The following is a 16,925-nucleotide window of genomic DNA, read 5'->3' as shown; positions in this document are numbered from 1 at the left end:
CTATTTTGTATAATGCGTAATGAACAATTAATTCACTTTATAATCAGTTATTCTTGTGGTAATCTACAGCTAGCTGTGATTCCATACCCAAGTAATAAAAAGATTAATAAAGACAGTCAGATAAGATATATTTTTAGCTTATCCATAGCTCTTTTGTGTGAGCAGAGCTTGCCTTTACCAAACAAAAACATATCTCTCAAACTGTTTAAGGTTTAGATGAAGTGAAGTCTCAATGACTTCTAGTTATCTTTACTTAATTAGGATCTAGTGATCAAGATTATTTTTCCCCTACAAATTAATAATTTATAACTTTTTTTAAAAATTTGCAATACGAATAATTACAAAGTTGAAGTTTGTCAATACCTTTAAAGGATTATATATCTTACACTACAGAAATATAAACTAGTGTGATTACTGGACTGATATCACAAATAAATCATCAACCATCAAGCAATCATGGGGTTATAGAACAGGAGAGAGTTGTTTGCGATCGCGTCTGTAACATCACCATATTTCAGCTTATCTGCTAGCACACACCAAGCTAAAACTTTAACTCCGATTTATAAATTATTCTCTACTCTCTCCATAAGTCAGCATACCGGGAAAATTAATAATTTCAGATAAAAAGTCTTCCTAGCATTGCTTTTTCAATCTCCACCGCCAAGTTTATAACGACTGAAGGTATTGTAATAAAAGCGATGCCTTGATAAAACAAACATTTATATGACTTCTGTTGAATCTAACCAGCATAGAAAAGCCAAAGCCCTAAAACCTACCAGCCGTCGCCCTGCGAAAGAACTATGCAGCGAGTGCGGACTGTGCGACACATACTATATCCACTATGTCAAGGAAGCCTGTGCGTTTATCAACCAACAGATAGACACCCTAGAAGAACAAACACACACCCGTTCTCGAAATCTCGATAACCCCGATGAACTCTACTTTGGTGTGCATCAAGACATGATAGCGGCGCGGAAACAGCAGCCCATCGAAGGCGCACAATGGACAGGTATTGTTAGCAGCATAGCTATTGAAATGCTGAATCGTGGCTTAGTGGAAGGCGTTGTCTGTGTGCAGAACACCAAAGAAGACCGCTTTCAACCCATACCCGTAATTGCCCGCACACCAGAAGAAATCCTAGCGGCGCGGGTAAATAAACCTACGCTTTCTCCCAACCTTTCCATATTGGAACAGGTAGAACAATCAGGGATGAAGCGACTGTTAGTAATTGGTGTTGGTTGCCAAATTCAAGCCTTACGTGCTGTAGAAAAAAAATTAGGACTAGAAAAGCTATATGTCCTAGGTACACCTTGCGTAGATAACGTTACCCGCGCTGGACTGCAAAAATTCTTAGAAACCACCAGCCGATCGCCTGAGACAGTAGTACATTACGAATTCATGCAAGACTTCCGCATCCACTTTAAGCATGAAGATGGCTCAATTGAGAAAGTCCCCTTCTTTGGCTTAAAGACTAACCAACTCAAAGATATCTTTGCTCCCTCCTGCATGAGTTGCTTTGATTACGTCAACTCCCTAGCGGATTTAGTTGTGGGTTATATGGGCGCACCCTTCGGCTGGCAGTGGATTTTAGTAAGGAATGATACAGGGAAAGAAATGCTGGACTTAGTGCAAGACCAGTTAGACACTCAGCCTGTGATGTCTGAAGGGAATCGGAAAGAGGCTGTACAGCAGGGGATTCCTGCCTATGACAAAGGTGTAACGTTACCGATGTGGGTAGCAAAACTGATGGGTGTGGTGATTGATAAAATCGGCCCCAAAGGTTTGGAGTATGCCCGGTTCTCGATGGATTCGCACTTTACACGGAATTATTTGTTTGTGAAGCGGAATTATCCTGAGAAGTTGGAAGATCATGTGCCGGAGTTTGCCAAGCGGATCGTTGGGCAGTATAAGTTACCGGATTGATCACGCAGAGGCGCAGAGGCGCAGAGGCGCAGAGAGTTTTTAGAGGTTATTCACTACGCGGGAGATCCCGTCTTTGATGAGTGTAACGTTGAAGTTGATGAGTAATCCAACTCATTTATCAGCAAGGCGTAGATAGGTTAGTAATTGCTTTTTGTGTACTGGATGAACTGCTTCTACTGATTTTAATTCGACAATCACCTGATCTGCGACTATTAAATCAGCACGAAAGCCTTCATCCAAACGCACACCTTCATAAAATACTGGAATCACTACCTGTCTATTAACCGTTAACTTCCGTCTCCGCAACTCAAAATCCATAACCGACTCATAAACCGACTCCAGCAAACCAGGCCCCAAAGTCGTGTGAACCTTATAAGCAGCATCCACTACCATACCCGAAATCTCATTCTCAATCATTCCTCTTTGCACCTCACTTTCTGCGTCTTTGCGCCTCTGCGTGAGACAATCATAACTCATGTAGCCTGTGTAACAATCCTAAACCTTCCCCACAGCCTCAATCGCCGCCTCAAGAGCGATCGCCACATGAGTCCAATGAGTCCCCCCTTGGCAATACACTACATAAGGCTCACGCAAAGGCCCATCCGCCGAAAACTCCAACGTACTCCCCTCAATAAACGTCCCCCCAGCCATCACTACCTGGCTCTCATACCCCGGCATAGCATCAGGAATAGGGTCTAGATAAGAACCAATAGGAGAATTCTGTTGTATCGCCTTACAGAAGGCAATCAGCTTTTTCGCCGAACCCAATTTAATTGCCTGAATCACATCCCCACGGGGCGCAAGGGGTGCGGGATGGACTGGATAACCCAGCTTGTCAAATACATAACCAGTGAGATAAGTCCCTTTCATCGCCTCCCCTACCATCTGTGGCGATAAAAATAACCCTTGAAACAACAGCCGATTTTGGTCAAAGGTCGCCCCCCCATAACTACCAATCCCAGGTGCAGTCAGCCGACAGGCAGATGCTTCTACTAAATCAGCCCGACCAGCGACATAACCCCCAGCCGTGACGATAGTACCACCAGGATTTTTGATTAATGACCCCGCCATTAAATCAGCCCCGACGTGGGTGGGTTCTTGGATGTCGATAAATTCCCCATAACAGTTATCGACAAAGCAAACGGTGTGAGGATTTTGTTGTTTAACTAGATGTACTATTTTCTCTATATCACTAATTAATAAGCTTGGTCGCCAAGAATAACCACAAGAACGCTGAATTAACACTAAACGCGTGTTATCAGTAATGTTAGTGCTTAAAGCTTCCCAGTCTATAGTTCCTTGGGAAGTTAACTCCAATTGGCGATATTTTATGCCAAACTCAATAAGAGAGCCTTGGCCTTGACCCCGCAAACCAATGACTTCTTCGAGCGTATCGTAGGGAGAACCGACCACTGCTAGCATTTCATCCCCAGGACGGAGTACACCAAATAGGGCGCAAGCGATCGCGTGAGTCCCCGAAACAAACTGCACTCGCACAGCCGCAGCCTCAGCACCCATTACTTCCGCAAAAACTTTGTCTAAAGTTTCTCGTCCCAAATCATCGTGGCCATAGCCACTTACACCTGCAAAATGGTGCGCTCCTACACGGTGATTACGAAAGGCATCCAGCACTCTTTTTAGATTATGCTTGACCTGAGCGTCAATTCCAGAAAAAATCTCTAACAGTGCCTGTTCTGCTTGCCGCAGCTGTTCCAAGCTGTTCATTACTTCCTCGTTAACAAAAAAACTATAAATATGCGGATTTTGGGTTCGCGCAGATTAGGCTGAACAATTTCAATACAGGTTACTGCATGACAATTGCTACTTCAACAAAACCTCAAATCAATTGGGTTAACACCCTGTTTTTTCTTGGTCTACACATCGGCGCGTTGTTTGCCTTTGTTCCTGGTAACTTTAGCTGGGCAGCAGTTGGTGTAGGTTTATTCCTTTACTGGGTAACAGGTGGCTTGGGCATTACCCTAGGCTTTCACCGCCTTGTCACCCACCGCAGCTTCCAGACTCCCAAGTGGCTAGAGTATTTCTTGGTATTTTGCGGAACTCTCGCTTGTCAAGGAGGGCCAATTGAGTGGATCGGTACACACCGCATTCATCATTTACATTCCGATACCGAACCCGATCCACATGATTCCAATAAAGGTTTTTGGTGGAGTCATATGGGTTGGCTGATTTATCATTCTCCTTCTCACGCTGATGTTCCTCGGTTTACCAAAGATATTGCCGAAGACCCAGTTTATCAGTTTTTACAGAAATATTTTATTTTTGTGCAGATTGCTCTGGGTTTATTGCTCCTCTATTTGGGCGGCTGGTCTTTCGTAGTCTGGGGAGTTTTCGCTCGCATTGTTTGGGTTTATCACTGCACCTGGTTGGTGAATAGTGCTACCCATAAATTTGGCTATCGCAGCCATGACGCTGGTGATAACTCTACCAATTGCTGGTGGGTAGCTGTCCTAGTATTTGGCGAAGGTTGGCACAATAACCACCACGCTTTCCAATATTCGGCTCGTCACGGTTTGGAATGGTGGGAAATTGACTTAACTTGGATGACAGTTCAATTTTTGCAAGTGCTTGGTCTAGCTACTAACGTAAAAGTTGCAGACAAAAAACAATAAGTAATTTATGATTAGTCATTAGTTTTTCACCAACAACTAATGACTAAAGATTTTTTTTGGCAAATATTCTAGTCGATTCGGAAATAGTATGCAAAATCTAATTACATCTGTGTTTGTGTAACTTAGATTGCTATAATCCATAACGACCAATGTAAAGAAACTTTGCGGCAAGTTACTAGGATGTAACTTGACGGATGATTTTGTTCGTTTTTCAGGTTTTCATGACTACATCAATCATCAAGACAGAAGAAATTAGTAATAACCTTGGTAGTTCCGAACTAAGGCTGAAAGATATTATCAAAACTTTGCCAAAGGAATGTTTTCAGTTAAGTCGTCGTAAAGCTTGGACTCAAGTAATCATCAATGTTTTGCTGGTGGGTTTAGGTTATTACAGTTTGACAATTTCTCCCTGGTTTCTGTTACCAATTGCTTGGATTTTTACAGGAACTGCTTTAACAGGTTTTTTTGTTATCAGTCATGATTGTGGACATCGTTCATTTGCCAAACGTCGTTGGGTAAATGATTTGGTGGGACATATATTCTTGATGCCGTTAATATATCCCTTTCATAGTTGGCGGATTAAACATAATCATCATCACAAACACACCAACAAGTTAGATGAAGATAATGCTTGGCATCCCATCAGACCAGAGGTTTTTAACAGTTGGGATGAAACTCGCCAATCTGCCTTTGAGTTTTTTATGCGTAGACGCTTTTGGTGGGTAGGTTCAATTGGACATTGGGCTGTTGTACATTTTGACTGGCGGAAATTCAAAGCTCAAGAGCGAGCAGATGTTAAACTATCCGTTGCGGTAGTTGTCATATTTGCAGCAGCTTTTTTCCCAGTTCTCATAGCTACCACTGGTATTTGGGGATTCGTCAAATTCTGGTTTGTGCCTTGGTTGGTTTATCATTTTTGGATGAGTACCTTCACCATTGTTCACCACACTTATGCTGATGTACCTTTTAAGGCGGCGCATAAGTGGAACGAGGCGATCGCACAATTATTTGGTACTATTCATTGTGATTATCCTCGTTGGGTAGAATTCTTCTGCCATGATATTAACGTCCACGTTCCGCATCACATTTCTACGGCAATTCCTTCTTATAATTTGCGTCTAGCTTACAGCAGCATCAAAGAAAACTGGGGTTCTTATTTACATGATGAATTGAAGTTTTCTTGGCCGTTAATGAAGCAAATTACTAATCAGTGTCAATTGTATGTAACCGATGTTGGTTATCAAACTTTTGATGAATACTACGCAGAAAATAAACATTCTGTTAATAGATAACTCTAGTTTATAGAGTGCTGATTATTCCGAAAACTAATAGATATTCTGGCAATTTTCTATCTTAGTTATTGCTAAATAAATTGCCAGAATTATTTGTTGTTTGCAATTTGAATGCAAACAACACGAGGTGAATTTGAATCTAGCCTCAAACATTATCCGCTTTACATAAAAAACCAAGAATCCAGTGCAATCAACGAGCATTAACTTCGATAATTCGCATCTCAGTGAACCCTCTCAGGATACAACTTCACTTCCTTTTACTCTTCAGGATTTGAAAGCTGCCATTCCTGCAGAATGCTTTCAACCCAATGTCAGTAAATCACTGTTTTACTTCTTCCGTGACATTCTGATTATTGGTGTACTTTATGCAGTAGCTAATTACCTAGATTCTTGGTTTTTCTGGCCTATATTTTGGCTAATGCAAGGAACAATGTTTTGGGCTTTGTTTGTAGTAGGACATGACTGCGGACACCAATCTTTTTCTAAGCATAAATGGTTGAATGATTTGATTGGTCATTTGTCTCATACACCAATCTTAGTTCCTTATCATGGTTGGCGTATTAGTCACAGAACCCATCATAAAAATACTGGCAATATCGATAATGATGAAAGCTGGTATCCTGTGACAGAATCGCAGTATAAGGAAATGCCGTTATTGCAAAAAATAGGTCGATATTATGTATTTTTATTGGCTTATCCAATCTATATATTTAAGCGTTCTCCTAATAAAGAAGGCTCTCACTTTGTGCCTAGTAGCTCACTTTTCAAGCCCTCAGAAAAATGGGATGTTATTACTAGCACCGTACTCTGGATTGGGATGGCAGGCTTATTAGGCTTCCTTACCTATCAATGGGGTTGGATGTGGTTGCTAAAATATTATGCTGCACCCTACATTGTGTTTGTAATTTGGTTAGACTTGGTGACATTTCTGCATCACACCGAGGCTGATATTCCTTGGTATCGTGGCGATGATTGGACTTTTCTTAAAGGTGCGATTTCCAGCATTGACCGCAATTATGGTTTATTCAACCACATTCACCACGATATCGGTACTCATGTGGCACACCACATCTTCTTGAATATGCCACACTACAACTTATTGAAAGCGACTGAAGCGATTAAACCGATTATGGGTGAGTATTATCGCAAGTCTGAAGAACCAATTTGGCAGTCTTTGTGGCGTTCTTCCGTTAGCTGTCATTTTGTACCAGATACAGGCGGGAAGGTTTACTATACATCCAACCCTAAATAAATTTCTCTTCAGATTAGAAATCTGAAACTATACAAAAGTTCGCACAGCTTTACTTCTGGAAGTCCGGCTATGCGAACTTTTTTTTGACTCACAATACAATTTGCAGCTTGTCAGCTTATTCCCTGTCGAGAACTTAGGTTAACATAACTGTAAAGTTAAATTTATCTAAAAAGTTGTATGACTCTCACTATTGAAGATGTAGAAAGACTACAACAAAAGCTACAAGAAGAACAGCAGGACTATCAAATAGAACTGCAAGAGGGAAATATTCTAGTCATGGGGCCATCAGATATTGAGTCTAGCGAAATTGGGGCTGAGTTAATCAGGGTATTAGGGAATTGGATAAAACCTCATAAACTTGGGCGAATATTTGACTCAAATGGTGGGTTTATTATGCCAAACACTGATTTACGCGCTCCTGATATTTCTTTTGTAGCGGCCGAAAGATTAAAACGAACTGTCAGAGATTTTGCTCAGTTAGTACCTGATTTAGTTGTAGAAATTAAATCAAAAACAGATAGAGTTTCTAAGTTAGAACAGAAAGTCACATTATTTTTAGATTTAGGTGCAAGGGTAGGATTATTAATTAATCCAGATGAATTAACTGTGAGTGTATATTGTCCTAATGGTGATATGAAAGTTTTAACTAATGAGGATAAGTTAACTATTAATGAGTTATTTCCTGGTTGGGAAATTGCGATTTCTGAACTATGGCCACCTGTATTTGAGTAATTTTAAGTGTGTGTATTAGAAAAAATATACTGGAATATGATAATCATGCCTATACAATCAAAAATTGAATTTTATTTTTTACAAAAGTATTCCCAATATGAATAACCTGCTGTATTTGATTTTACTATTGACACTCCAGGCTCTTTTAAATTAACTTTTCTTTGTACTACACCTTGGGAGTCAATTTCTAATCTATCAAATTCATACAGAATATTAGTGTTACAATTAATACTACTACCCATAATCATTGCTTTGATTCCATCTTTATTTGGATACTGAAATATTGCTAGTTTATTATAAGTAAAAATTTTGTCTTCTTGTACGATTGAATTAACATCAATATAGTATTGATTATCAGAACCACCTGTTGTGATATATACCCAATTATCAGCAAAAGATACTTTTTCTCCATGTACTGAATTTAAAACTGATTGTACTCCTGGTAAACTACTTTTATTTGAAACAGAAGGCACTTGGCTAGTATCTTCAGAATTTATTAATTCAGGATTATTTTCTTGTATCTCAGTTTGTGTTGATCTTGCTACTGGCTGACTTGGGTTAGATTGGAAAGGTTTAAACAGTCCCCTAGATCCAAATTTAACTAAAATTAATATAATCAGACCAATAGCTGTTCCTATAAACTCAGCTATATGATTAGAAGATTTATTATTTTTAGGTTGTGATGATTGCAGTTGAGAGTTTGAAATAATTTGATGATGTGTATAATTTTGAGGTGTTTTTACTATAGTAGATGGTACGGCTGAAGCAGATGTGAAAGATGGATGTGCGGAATTATTAATATCAGATATACATTTCAAAATCATTTCAGCATTTTGTGGACGCTTTCCAGAAAAAGGTTCGATTAGATAATCAATTAACCCAGCTAATGACTTGGATACTTGGAAAGCACTGTCCCGCCAGATTAACTTACCTGTTTGAGAATCTTCAGAAAATTCATCAGGTGTTTTACCTGTAAGCAAATAAACAAATGTACGACCTAGCGCAAAAAAATCTGATTGTGTTACAGCCTTACCGTTTGCTTGTTCTAAAGGTGTATAGCCAAGTGAAATAATTCCTGTTATATTCTGTCCTGCTGCTTTTTGATAATAAGTGCGTGTTATTTCCCTTGCTGTACCAAAATCAATCAATACCAAATTCCCATCAGCCTTAAGCATAATGTTTGATGGCTTGATATCTCGGTGGAAAAAGTTTTGCTGATGTACCTCGTGCAAAATCTTTGTTAGTTGGGTTAGCCATAATATTGCTAATTTTTCATCAATGGGGCGTTTCTCTTTTTGTTCCATATACTGGTGCAAATCTAATCCCTCGATTTTCTCCATCACCAAACAATGCAGTAGTGATTGGCTATTTCTGGGTGAAAAGCTGAAATATTCTTCGGCTTTCGGTATTCCTGGATGATTTAGCTGACTTAATACTCGTGCTTCTTGTTGAAAAAGCGATACTGCCTTAGAATCATCTAACGTCAACACTTTTAATACTTTGAGGGTGTTATTTTGGCTGGCTTCAAAAGTTTTACCAAACCCTCCTTCCCCCAACTGACGAATCACTCGATATCGTCCTTGTAAAAGCAATTCTGAACCACAGGCTTGACAAAACAAGATATTGTCAGAATTTTGGGGCTTCGCACAGTGGGGATTGATGCACAGGCTCATAATTTTTGCTAGTAACAGATGTCTCCACTATCTTACTCTTACTTTTTGTAGCTTTAAATACCTAAATGAAAGAGCGATCGCCTGCTATCCTAAAACCGTCCATTCCCCTGAATTATATGTTTAGCAGTAGTCAGGGTTTCTAAACTAATGAATCCCCGACGGTGGCCTTTTTGGTTAGACATACCTAGAAATACTGAGTCTCCCCGTGAAGGATTACGAGAGAAACGCGGTGAAGTGTTAATGTATGTGGCCGCACTGTTAACCCCTAGGGCAAACTGGCGACTTTCTTGATAGGATTCAGTGGCAATCGAGTCAGCATGACCGCTACTGTATTGATTAATCCAAGCGATCGCTCCCTCTAGACTATCCACCAATTTAAATGCTACTGTCTTGGTTAAATAGGCGTATCCCCATTCATTGTCTTTCGCTAGCTGCAACTGCGGGAAGGCTTCTACTAGTTCTGCGTCGCCTTTGAGTTCAAAGCCTTTTTCTCTCAAACTATTCCACAGCACCGCCAAGGATGACGGCATGGCTTGGCGATGAATCAGCACTTTTTCAATGGCATTAACGGGGTCTGGTTCGCTCTCATGGCTATCAATAATCATCCAACGCACCATCTCTAGATTGCCATTCAGCGACCAGTAAAGATAACAGTTACCCATTGCTGACTTTAATACTGGACAGGTGGCTTGCCGCATGACTTGCTGTACCAAGCTAGAACGTCCGTAAGGAATGGCTAAATTTACATATTGGTCTTGGGTGACTAAATCACGAATTGAAGCCCCGTGTTCTGTTGTAATTAGTTCTATACAACCTGCTGGTAAACCAACTTCTGCAAGTGCGTGTTGTAACACTTCCGAAATAGCAGCATTAGAGTGACTAGCTTCGGTACTGCCTTTGAGGATGATACTATTACCAGTTTTAATACACAAAGCTGCCGCGATCGCGCCTAAATCGGGAAATGCTTCATAAATAAATCCTATGACTCCCAAAGGCATTAACTGGGAGTAACTTTGAGAGTCTTCCGGTTGATAGTCGGCGTTTCTCACCCGCCGTAACGGGTCTGATAGCTCTCCCAACCGTTGGAGAATTTCTACTGTTGTCTCTAATCTTGTGGGAGTTAGTTTCAGCCAATCTAAAATCAATTCTGGCACTGCCATTTCCCGACTAGCTTCTAAATCCAACGTGTTGGCTTCTAAAATGTCGTCGAATGAGTTTTCTATCGCCTGTGCCATTGCCAATACAGCGCGACTGCGGTCTGTTCCCTTGGTAGTGCTTAACTTTAGGGAAGCTTGATAAGCGCGTTTCGCGCTGTTTATGGGTTCGGGGAATTCGTCCACAGCTACAACGGTCATTGAATTATCGTCTGTAAGTAAGCCAGACCATGAGTGCTGGCAAAATTGCCAACAATACTGCCACCATAGCCCATGCAATCATGCTAGAACGATTGGCCAATTGCAGTGCTAATGGTAGCCATATAATCACTAGCACGAAAATAATCCCAAATGCTATAGGTAAATAACTTTCTCCTAATTTGGGGTGAACAACTCGCCAACTATTCCCTGTCCACTGCCAAGCACGCTTGTAGGGGTAGGTGGTAGAAAGCTGTTCTAGTACATGGCCATTATCTTCGACAACAAAGATTTGTTGACAGCGATCGCAACCAAATGCTTCTGTGAGTGTAATCGGAATTAACCTTCCCTTGCGGCGACAGGGACAGGGGTATTCTGTGTTAAAGTCGATTTTTTGTGGTTTTTGGGATTGCACAAGCTTTCTAAGCAATTCAAAATTCAAAATTCAAAAACCCAGTATCTATCAGCATCCTGGCTATACAGTGTATGCAAATTCAAAAATTAAATGTGTAACAGCTTAATAACTTGAGCATACTTGTACAACTTTTGAAAAACTTGGAGTTCTCTCTTTATTAAAGTTTTATAAAAATAGCAAGGTTCGCTGTATCATGGCACTATGACTAACTCAGGTTGCTTTTTTGCTGGGGTAGTCATCTTGGGGAAGAATTGCTGCATCTGTATTGTTAAACATCGATGGTAGTGGCGTGTTTGGTACTTTTTTTTAGCTTACGTGGCGAACACTCTTAAGACAACCCATTTACTAAAGCTGCACCCAAGAATAAACTATAACTATTTATTCAACATTTAGCTGTATTCTCAGTAGCTCTGGCTGAGTTTCAACTGAAGTCGCGTTGATTTCTACTCGAATCGAATTAGGAATAGTGCCTTTATCAAGTGGGAACTTTTGAAACACTCTTCAGCTTCCTTGACCTTACTCAGCACTCTTCATTAGTTGCCTCAAAGCTTTTTTGTCAAATTCACTGAAAATAGATAGAGTGCAACTTTCTACCTGTGAGGGTAGCTCTTCGATCAGCTTGATTCCAGTCTAGTACATACCTTGGTTTGATGTGTTGTGGCTCAAAGAATAAAGCTTTTTGCCATCTAAACTCAACATTAACTATGATCTTGTTGCCTTAAAAGCGGGTAACGCGATTCGAACGCGCGACATTCACCTTGGCAAGGTGACGCTCTACCACTGAGCTATACCCGCAAAACTTACTTTATTAATATGACAGATATATTTTGATTTGTCAACTATTTTAAAGTCTAATTTTTGAGTGCTGAGTGGGGACAGGGGACAGGTGACAGGAAAGTTTTTCTTCCCCTGCCTCCCCTGCCTGTCTTTTGTCAGCCTACTTCTTCTGACTCAGTGGTGAAGTTGCCGATGTTGTGACCAGAAATAGATGCTGGTAAGGATTGGGGATTGTGAGCGTAGGCATCTTTCAAATTAGAACGTAACTGCCGCATGAGGCTGGCCATTTCGAGAGCGTTCATAGCATAATCCCAGCCATGATTAGCCTTAATACCTGCCCTTTCTAGGGCTTGCTGCATGGTGTCTACTGTCAAGATGCCAAAAATTACTGGTACTCCAGTCTGAAAGCTAGCGGCTGCAATTCCCTTAGCTACTTCTGAGGATACATAGTCAAAATGGGGTGTTTGCCCACGAATGACTGCACCCAGACAAATTACTGCATCATAACGGTGAGAAAGGGCTAATTGACGCGCCACAAGCGGCACTTCAAAACTGCCAGGAACCCACACATAATCCACCTGATCGCCTTCAGGATTAGGATCGACACCGTGGCGTTTTAAGCAATCTTGACATCCTGCTACCAGTTTTGTGGTTACAAGGTCATTGAATCGACCAATCACCACTGCTAAACGCAAAGGTTCTGTTTGGGTGAAAGTTCCCTCAAAAACTGCCATGACTGCCTCTTATCATTAACTATACTTTTGTCAATATACATTTCTTCTTTAAATGTAGAAGAGCAGGAAAGCACAATTAGGTGCAGAGAACAAATAAACTTTGCTCTTTCACCTTGTTTGGTAGCTCTCCTGCCCCCTTCGTCTTGTTGCTATTTATCTGTACTATGGTGCAGTGCTGGCTTAGACTACAAAAAAGTTTAATAGCCCAACTAGAAGCACTAAAGCGATCCAAACCCCAGAACCAAGCCAGAGTAACTTTTTAGATTCAACCCAACTTTGGGGGGTAGCATAGGCTACAGGTACGCCTACAACTAATACAAAAGACATCAGAACCAGAGCTACTAAAGCAAATTGGAATATTATGGTCATTTTTACTTCTCCCAAGACAGCAAAATACTTAAGGAAATACTAAAAATAGAATATCCTAAAGGGCGACACTGACACTTCTCCTTATTTGTAAGCTAGCAGAAATTGCGTCACTATAGTCATTAGTTATTAGTCGCATTAGTTCTTTGTCTAAATACCAATGACTAATGACCCTTAAATATGGACTTAATTCTTTGTCACACTACAGCCGATTTTGATGCCTTGGGCGCAGCAGTAGGGCTAACTTGCCTATTACCGGGTAGTAAAATTGTGTTGACGGGCGGCGCACATCCACCTGTACGAGATTTTTTGGCACTGCATCGAGATGAGTATGCGCTGATTGAAAGGCGTTCGGTAAATCCAGAGAAAATTCGCTCTTTAACTGTAGTCGATACCCAACAGCGCGATCGCTTGGGTAAGGCGGCTGAGTGGTTAGATTTACCGCAACTTGACAATATTACTGTCTATGATCACCACCTCGGTCAAGTATCAGATATTCCGGCTACTCAATCTCATATTGCCCCAGTGGGTGCTACCACAACTTTAATTGTGGAGCAATTACAACAACAGCAAATCTCTTTAACTCCAGCCCAAGCTACAGCGATGGCTTTAGGGATTCATGTAGATACTGGTTCTCTAACCTATGACCAGTCTACACCACGGGATGCTCTGGCGTTGGCTTGGTTGATGCAGCAAGGAGCTAGTCTAGCAGTAATTTCTAATTACCGTGAGCCGGGTTTATCTCCTCAATTACAACGCTTACTCAAGGAAGCTTTAGAACAATTAGAATATCTTTGTTTCCGAGGATATACTATTGCTTGGGTAACTTTAAAGACAGATGGCTTTGTGCCAGGGTTATCTAGTTTAGCGTCACAACTGATGGAGTTGACAGAAATCGACGCTCTGCTATTAGCTGGTGAGGACCCTTTGAGTAAAGATGAATCCCGGTTGACGATGATTGGGCGATCGCAAATTCCCGGTGTTCATCTTGACCAATTATTTCAAACCTTCGGCGGCGGCGGTCATTCCCAAGCATCATCTCTGAATTTACGCGGTGTAGATGCCCAAAATATCCTGCAACAAATCCTCAACGGGATAAAAACCTCGATTCCTCATCCTCCCACCGCCAGAGATTTAATGTCCTCCCCAGTCCGCACCATTCGCCCAGAAACGACAATTGGCGAAGCACAGCGCATTTTATTACGCTACGGACACTCTGGGTTATCTGTGGTTGATAGCCAAGGGCAATTAGTAGGAATTATTTCCCGACGGGATTTAGATATTGCCTTTCATCACGGATTTAGTCATGCGCCAGTTAAGGGCTACATGACCATTAGTTTAAAAACTATTACCCCAGATACGACACTGCCACAAATTGAATCGTTAATGGTGACGTATGATATTGGTCGCTTGCCAGTATTAGAAAATGGGCAATTAGTTGGGATTGTTACTCGTACTGATGTTCTCAGAGAACTGCATCAAGCCCAGGGACAGAGTAGAGGGGAAGGACAGAGGAGATCAGAACATAGTGTTCAGCTTCCTAGTCTAGAACAATTACGCGATGGGCTACTCCCCGCCTTTGGCGATCGCTTAACTCCCCAACTTTGGCAATTACTCACCACCGCCTCCCAAGCCGCAGAACAACGGGGTTGGCATCTTTATTTAGTCGGTGGTGCAGTGCGGGACTTACTATTGGCTGAAGCCGCATCTGGAACTCTGATGATTACAGATATTGACCTAGTAGTTGATGGTTTTCATCAAGCCGCAGATGTAGGTGCAGGGGTGGAACTAGCCAAAGCACTCCAAGAAATTTATCCCGCCGCCCGGTTAGAGATTCACGGGGCTTTTCAAACTGCGGCTTTGTTATGGCACAAAGACCCCGAACTAGATTCTTTATGGGTGGATATTGCTACCGCTAGAACAGAATTTTATCCTTACCCAGCCGCGAATCCCGAAGTTGAAGCGAGTTCAATTCGTCAAGATTTATACCGCCGTGACTTTACTGTCAACGCCCTGGCTTTAAGATTAACTCCCCCTCATGCTGGGAAATTACTTGATTTCTTCGGTGGATTACTAGATTTACAAGCCAAACAAATTCGAGTTTTACACGCCAACAGCTTTATTGAAGACCCCACCCGCATTTATCGCGGTGTCAGGTTTGCTGTGCGTTTTGGATTTGATATTGAATCACGCACAGAAGAATATATTCGCTACGCCATTAATAGTGGTGTATATGACCGCACTGCCCAAACTAACACCAAAACCCCAGCCCTCCAAACCCGACTCAAAGCCGAACTGAAACATATCCTCGAAGCCCCTTACTGGGAATTGGCTTTAAAGCTACTTGACGACTTAGGCGCATTACAGTGCATCCATCCCACCCTCAAATTAGATCCTGAACTTTTACGACAATTACGTTTATTAGAACGCTGTTGGCGAAGATTTGATGCTCAAAAAAAATTAATTCTTTGGCAAATGCGCCTAGAAGTGTTAATTGCCCACCTAGCACCACAATATCGCCACAAAGTAGCGAAAAATCTGCAACTACCAGAAGATAGCATTGAGCGATCGCATAAATTAGCTGCTGCCAAATCTGACGTTACAGATTTTTTAGTGATATCTAAACAACCTAGTCAAATAGTGCAAGTGTTACGCAAGTATGATGTGGAAATGTTAATTTTGATTGCCATATCTAGTTCAAGAATAATTAGGCGGCAGATATGGCATTACTTGACAGTTTTATCTCATATCCAACCAATGTTAAATGGTAATGACTTAAAGAAATTAGGATACAAACCTAGTCCACAGTTTCGCCAAATGCTCGATGATATACTGGCAGCAACTTTGGATGGAGTGGTTCACAATCAAGAAGAAGCAGAAGATTTTTTAGCTAAACATTATCCTGTGTAATTGATGATTGTTGATAGTCGAGGCGATCGCCTATTTTTACCTTCGTGAGAAATCAACGATCAAAACAGGCAAATACAATCTTCTAAATTGTATCTGGATCGATATTTAACTCCCGCAGCTTCGCTGCCAAACGTGCTACTTGCAGTTGTGCTTGTTCTGCTTGTTGTTGTGCCTGTTCCGCCGTTTCTTCAGGTGTTGGGACTAGTTGTTCATCTCGTGTAAAAAACCGCAATAGTCCTTGATAAACACCCAAAGATAACCCTAGCTGATGACTCCACAAATGACCTTGTTCATTTGCTTGTAGAGGTTGATATTCTCCATCTACTAAATGAAATCCTGCAAATTCTTGCGTGTAAGGATCGAACCAAAAATAATCCGGTGTACGAAAAGTATCTTGATAAATCTCTTTTTTTAAACCTTTATCTATCTTCGCTGTTGAATCCGAGAGAATTTCTAGAATTACATTAGGATATTTGCCATTTTCTTCCCACACTACCCAACTTTTGCGAGTTTTTCGTTCCGTTCCTAGCACTACAAAAAAGTCTGGACCCCGGAAATATTCTGATTTGAGTTGACGCGGACTGTAGTATATAGTCAAATTTCCCGCCGCATAAAAATCATTTCTATCTCGCCACAGCCATTCTAGGCATTGCAAAAGTAAGATTATTTGTCGTAGATGTAGTTCTGTTTCCAAGGGAGGCTCATCACTATATAAATCACCAGGAGGAAATATCACATCTTTCGAGATGTCTGCTTGAGATTCTAATTCTTGGGCAATGGTCATAGAATCAATCCGGCATCAATTATTTCTGTGTTTATTTTAGCAGTGTTGAGTAGTCAACTAAAGAAACACAACATTATTAAAGTTG

General features: G+C 41.1%; 13 protein-coding genes, 1 tRNA gene and 1 pseudogene. 6 read left to right on the top strand and 9 right to left on the bottom strand.

Annotated elements, in window-relative coordinates:
- The first annotated feature begins 723 nt into the window (after window positions 1-723).
- The gene (locus ACM0OR_RS18925) at window positions 724-1,923 is read left to right on the top strand and encodes a Coenzyme F420 hydrogenase/dehydrogenase, beta subunit C-terminal domain (RefSeq protein ID WP_414578006.1); all 1,200 of its coding nucleotides are present in this window, start codon (window positions 724-726) and stop codon (window positions 1,921-1,923) included.
- A 39-nt stretch (window positions 1,924-1,962) separates the two neighbouring features.
- Here ACM0OR_RS18925 and ACM0OR_RS18920 read toward each other — a convergent pair.
- Together ACM0OR_RS18920 and ACM0OR_RS18915 are read right to left on the bottom strand one after the other, a co-directional pair.
- A pseudogene (locus ACM0OR_RS18920) lies at window positions 1,963-2,340 on the bottom strand (GxxExxY protein).
- A 78-nt stretch (window positions 2,341-2,418) separates the two neighbouring features.
- Window positions 2,419-3,648, bottom strand: coding sequence for a methionine gamma-lyase family protein (locus ACM0OR_RS18915; protein WP_323268363.1), 1,230 nt, complete (start codon window positions 3,646-3,648; stop codon window positions 2,419-2,421).
- 86 nt (window positions 3,649-3,734) lie between these two features.
- On the opposite strand from ACM0OR_RS18915, the gene ACM0OR_RS18910 reads away from it, so the two are divergent.
- From ACM0OR_RS18910 to ACM0OR_RS18895, 4 genes are all read left to right on the top strand, one after another.
- Window positions 3,735-4,553, top strand: coding sequence for an acyl-CoA desaturase (locus ACM0OR_RS18910; protein ID WP_190705777.1), 819 nt, complete (start codon window positions 3,735-3,737; stop codon window positions 4,551-4,553).
- A 221-nt stretch (window positions 4,554-4,774) separates the two neighbouring features.
- Window positions 4,775-5,845, top strand: a complete 1,071-nt coding sequence (locus tag ACM0OR_RS18905) for a fatty acid desaturase (RefSeq protein ID WP_414578004.1) — start codon at window positions 4,775-4,777, stop codon at window positions 5,843-5,845.
- 184 nt (window positions 5,846-6,029) lie between these two features.
- Window positions 6,030-7,097: a fatty acid desaturase gene (locus ACM0OR_RS18900; RefSeq protein WP_414578003.1), complete on the top strand. Its 1,068-nt coding sequence runs from the start codon at window positions 6,030-6,032 to the stop codon at window positions 7,095-7,097.
- A gap of 177 nt (window positions 7,098-7,274) precedes the next feature.
- Window positions 7,275-7,829: a Uma2 family endonuclease gene (locus tag ACM0OR_RS18895; protein ID WP_414578001.1), complete on the top strand. Its 555-nt coding sequence runs from the start codon at window positions 7,275-7,277 to the stop codon at window positions 7,827-7,829.
- 71 nt (window positions 7,830-7,900) lie between these two features.
- On the opposite strand, the gene ACM0OR_RS18890 is transcribed toward ACM0OR_RS18895, so the two are convergent.
- From ACM0OR_RS18890 to psbZ, 6 genes are all read right to left on the bottom strand, one after another.
- On the bottom strand, window positions 7,901-9,502 hold the full coding sequence (locus ACM0OR_RS18890; RefSeq protein ID WP_414578000.1) for a protein kinase domain-containing protein: 1,602 nt from the start codon (window positions 9,500-9,502) through the stop codon (window positions 7,901-7,903).
- 89 nt (window positions 9,503-9,591) lie between these two features.
- Complete coding sequence (locus tag ACM0OR_RS18885; RefSeq protein WP_414577999.1) at window positions 9,592-10,857, bottom strand: glutamate-5-semialdehyde dehydrogenase; 1,266 nt, start codon at window positions 10,855-10,857, stop codon at window positions 9,592-9,594.
- Between the two features lie 4 nt (window positions 10,858-10,861).
- Window positions 10,862-11,269 carry a hypothetical protein gene (locus ACM0OR_RS18880; protein ID WP_190710362.1) on the bottom strand — a complete coding sequence of 136 codons (408 nt, stop codon included), beginning with the start codon at window positions 11,267-11,269 and terminating at the stop codon, window positions 10,862-10,864.
- A gap of 723 nt (window positions 11,270-11,992) precedes the next feature.
- Window positions 11,993-12,064, bottom strand: a tRNA-Gly gene (locus tag ACM0OR_RS18875).
- A 137-nt stretch (window positions 12,065-12,201) separates the two neighbouring features.
- Window positions 12,202-12,780 (bottom strand): 6,7-dimethyl-8-ribityllumazine synthase, encoded by a 579-nt coding sequence (ribH, locus tag ACM0OR_RS18870; protein ID WP_323268356.1) that lies wholly within the window; start codon window positions 12,778-12,780, stop codon window positions 12,202-12,204.
- Between the two features lie 180 nt (window positions 12,781-12,960).
- Window positions 12,961-13,149 (bottom strand): photosystem II reaction center protein PsbZ, encoded by a 189-nt coding sequence (gene psbZ / locus ACM0OR_RS18865; RefSeq protein ID WP_190710358.1) that lies wholly within the window; start codon window positions 13,147-13,149, stop codon window positions 12,961-12,963.
- A gap of 177 nt (window positions 13,150-13,326) precedes the next feature.
- Between psbZ and ACM0OR_RS18860 the strand changes: the two genes are divergently transcribed.
- Window positions 13,327-16,056, top strand: a complete 2,730-nt coding sequence (locus ACM0OR_RS18860; protein ID WP_414577998.1) for a CBS domain-containing protein — start codon at window positions 13,327-13,329, stop codon at window positions 16,054-16,056.
- An 82-nt stretch (window positions 16,057-16,138) separates the two neighbouring features.
- On the opposite strand, the gene ACM0OR_RS18855 is transcribed toward ACM0OR_RS18860, so the two are convergent.
- Window positions 16,139-16,840 carry a Uma2 family endonuclease gene (locus ACM0OR_RS18855; RefSeq protein WP_414577996.1) on the bottom strand — a complete coding sequence of 234 codons (702 nt, stop codon included), beginning with the start codon at window positions 16,838-16,840 and terminating at the stop codon, window positions 16,139-16,141.
- Window positions 16,841-16,925 lie beyond the last annotated feature (85 nt).

The sequence above is a fragment of the Anabaena sp. CCY 9402-a genome (assembly GCF_963920945.1).
GTDB classification, from domain to species: Bacteria; Cyanobacteriota; Cyanobacteriia; order Cyanobacteriales; family Nostocaceae; genus Trichormus; species Trichormus minutissimus.
Note: the sequence above shows the minus strand (reverse complement) of the source record. Positions and strands in the feature narration are given on the sequence as shown.

What these genes read in the sequence shown, in the direction of transcription:
- ACM0OR_RS18925 (WP_414578006.1), top strand. Translation starts at nt 724, where the DNA reads ATGACTTCTGTTGAATCTAACCAGCATAGAAAAGCCAAAGCCCTAAAA.
- ACM0OR_RS18915 (WP_323268363.1), bottom strand. Translation starts at nt 3,648, where the DNA reads ATGAACAGCTTGGAACAGCTGCGGCAAGCAGAACAGGCACTGTTAGAG.
- ACM0OR_RS18910 (WP_190705777.1), top strand. Translation starts at nt 3,735, where the DNA reads ATGACAATTGCTACTTCAACAAAACCTCAAATCAATTGGGTTAACACC.
- ACM0OR_RS18905 (WP_414578004.1), top strand. Translation starts at nt 4,775, where the DNA reads ATGACTACATCAATCATCAAGACAGAAGAAATTAGTAATAACCTTGGT.
- ACM0OR_RS18895 (WP_414578001.1), top strand. Translation starts at nt 7,275, where the DNA reads ATGACTCTCACTATTGAAGATGTAGAAAGACTACAACAAAAGCTACAA.
- ACM0OR_RS18890 (WP_414578000.1), bottom strand. Translation starts at nt 9,502, where the DNA reads ATGAGCCTGTGCATCAATCCCCACTGTGCGAAGCCCCAAAATTCTGAC.
- ACM0OR_RS18885 (WP_414577999.1), bottom strand. Translation starts at nt 10,857, where the DNA reads ATGACCGTTGTAGCTGTGGACGAATTCCCCGAACCCATAAACAGCGCG.
- ribH (WP_323268356.1), bottom strand. Translation starts at nt 12,780, where the DNA reads ATGGCAGTTTTTGAGGGAACTTTCACCCAAACAGAACCTTTGCGTTTA.
- psbZ (WP_190710358.1), bottom strand. Translation starts at nt 13,149, where the DNA reads ATGACCATAATATTCCAATTTGCTTTAGTAGCTCTGGTTCTGATGTCT.
- ACM0OR_RS18860 (WP_414577998.1), top strand. Translation starts at nt 13,327, where the DNA reads ATGGACTTAATTCTTTGTCACACTACAGCCGATTTTGATGCCTTGGGC.
- ACM0OR_RS18855 (WP_414577996.1), bottom strand. Translation starts at nt 16,840, where the DNA reads ATGACCATTGCCCAAGAATTAGAATCTCAAGCAGACATCTCGAAAGAT.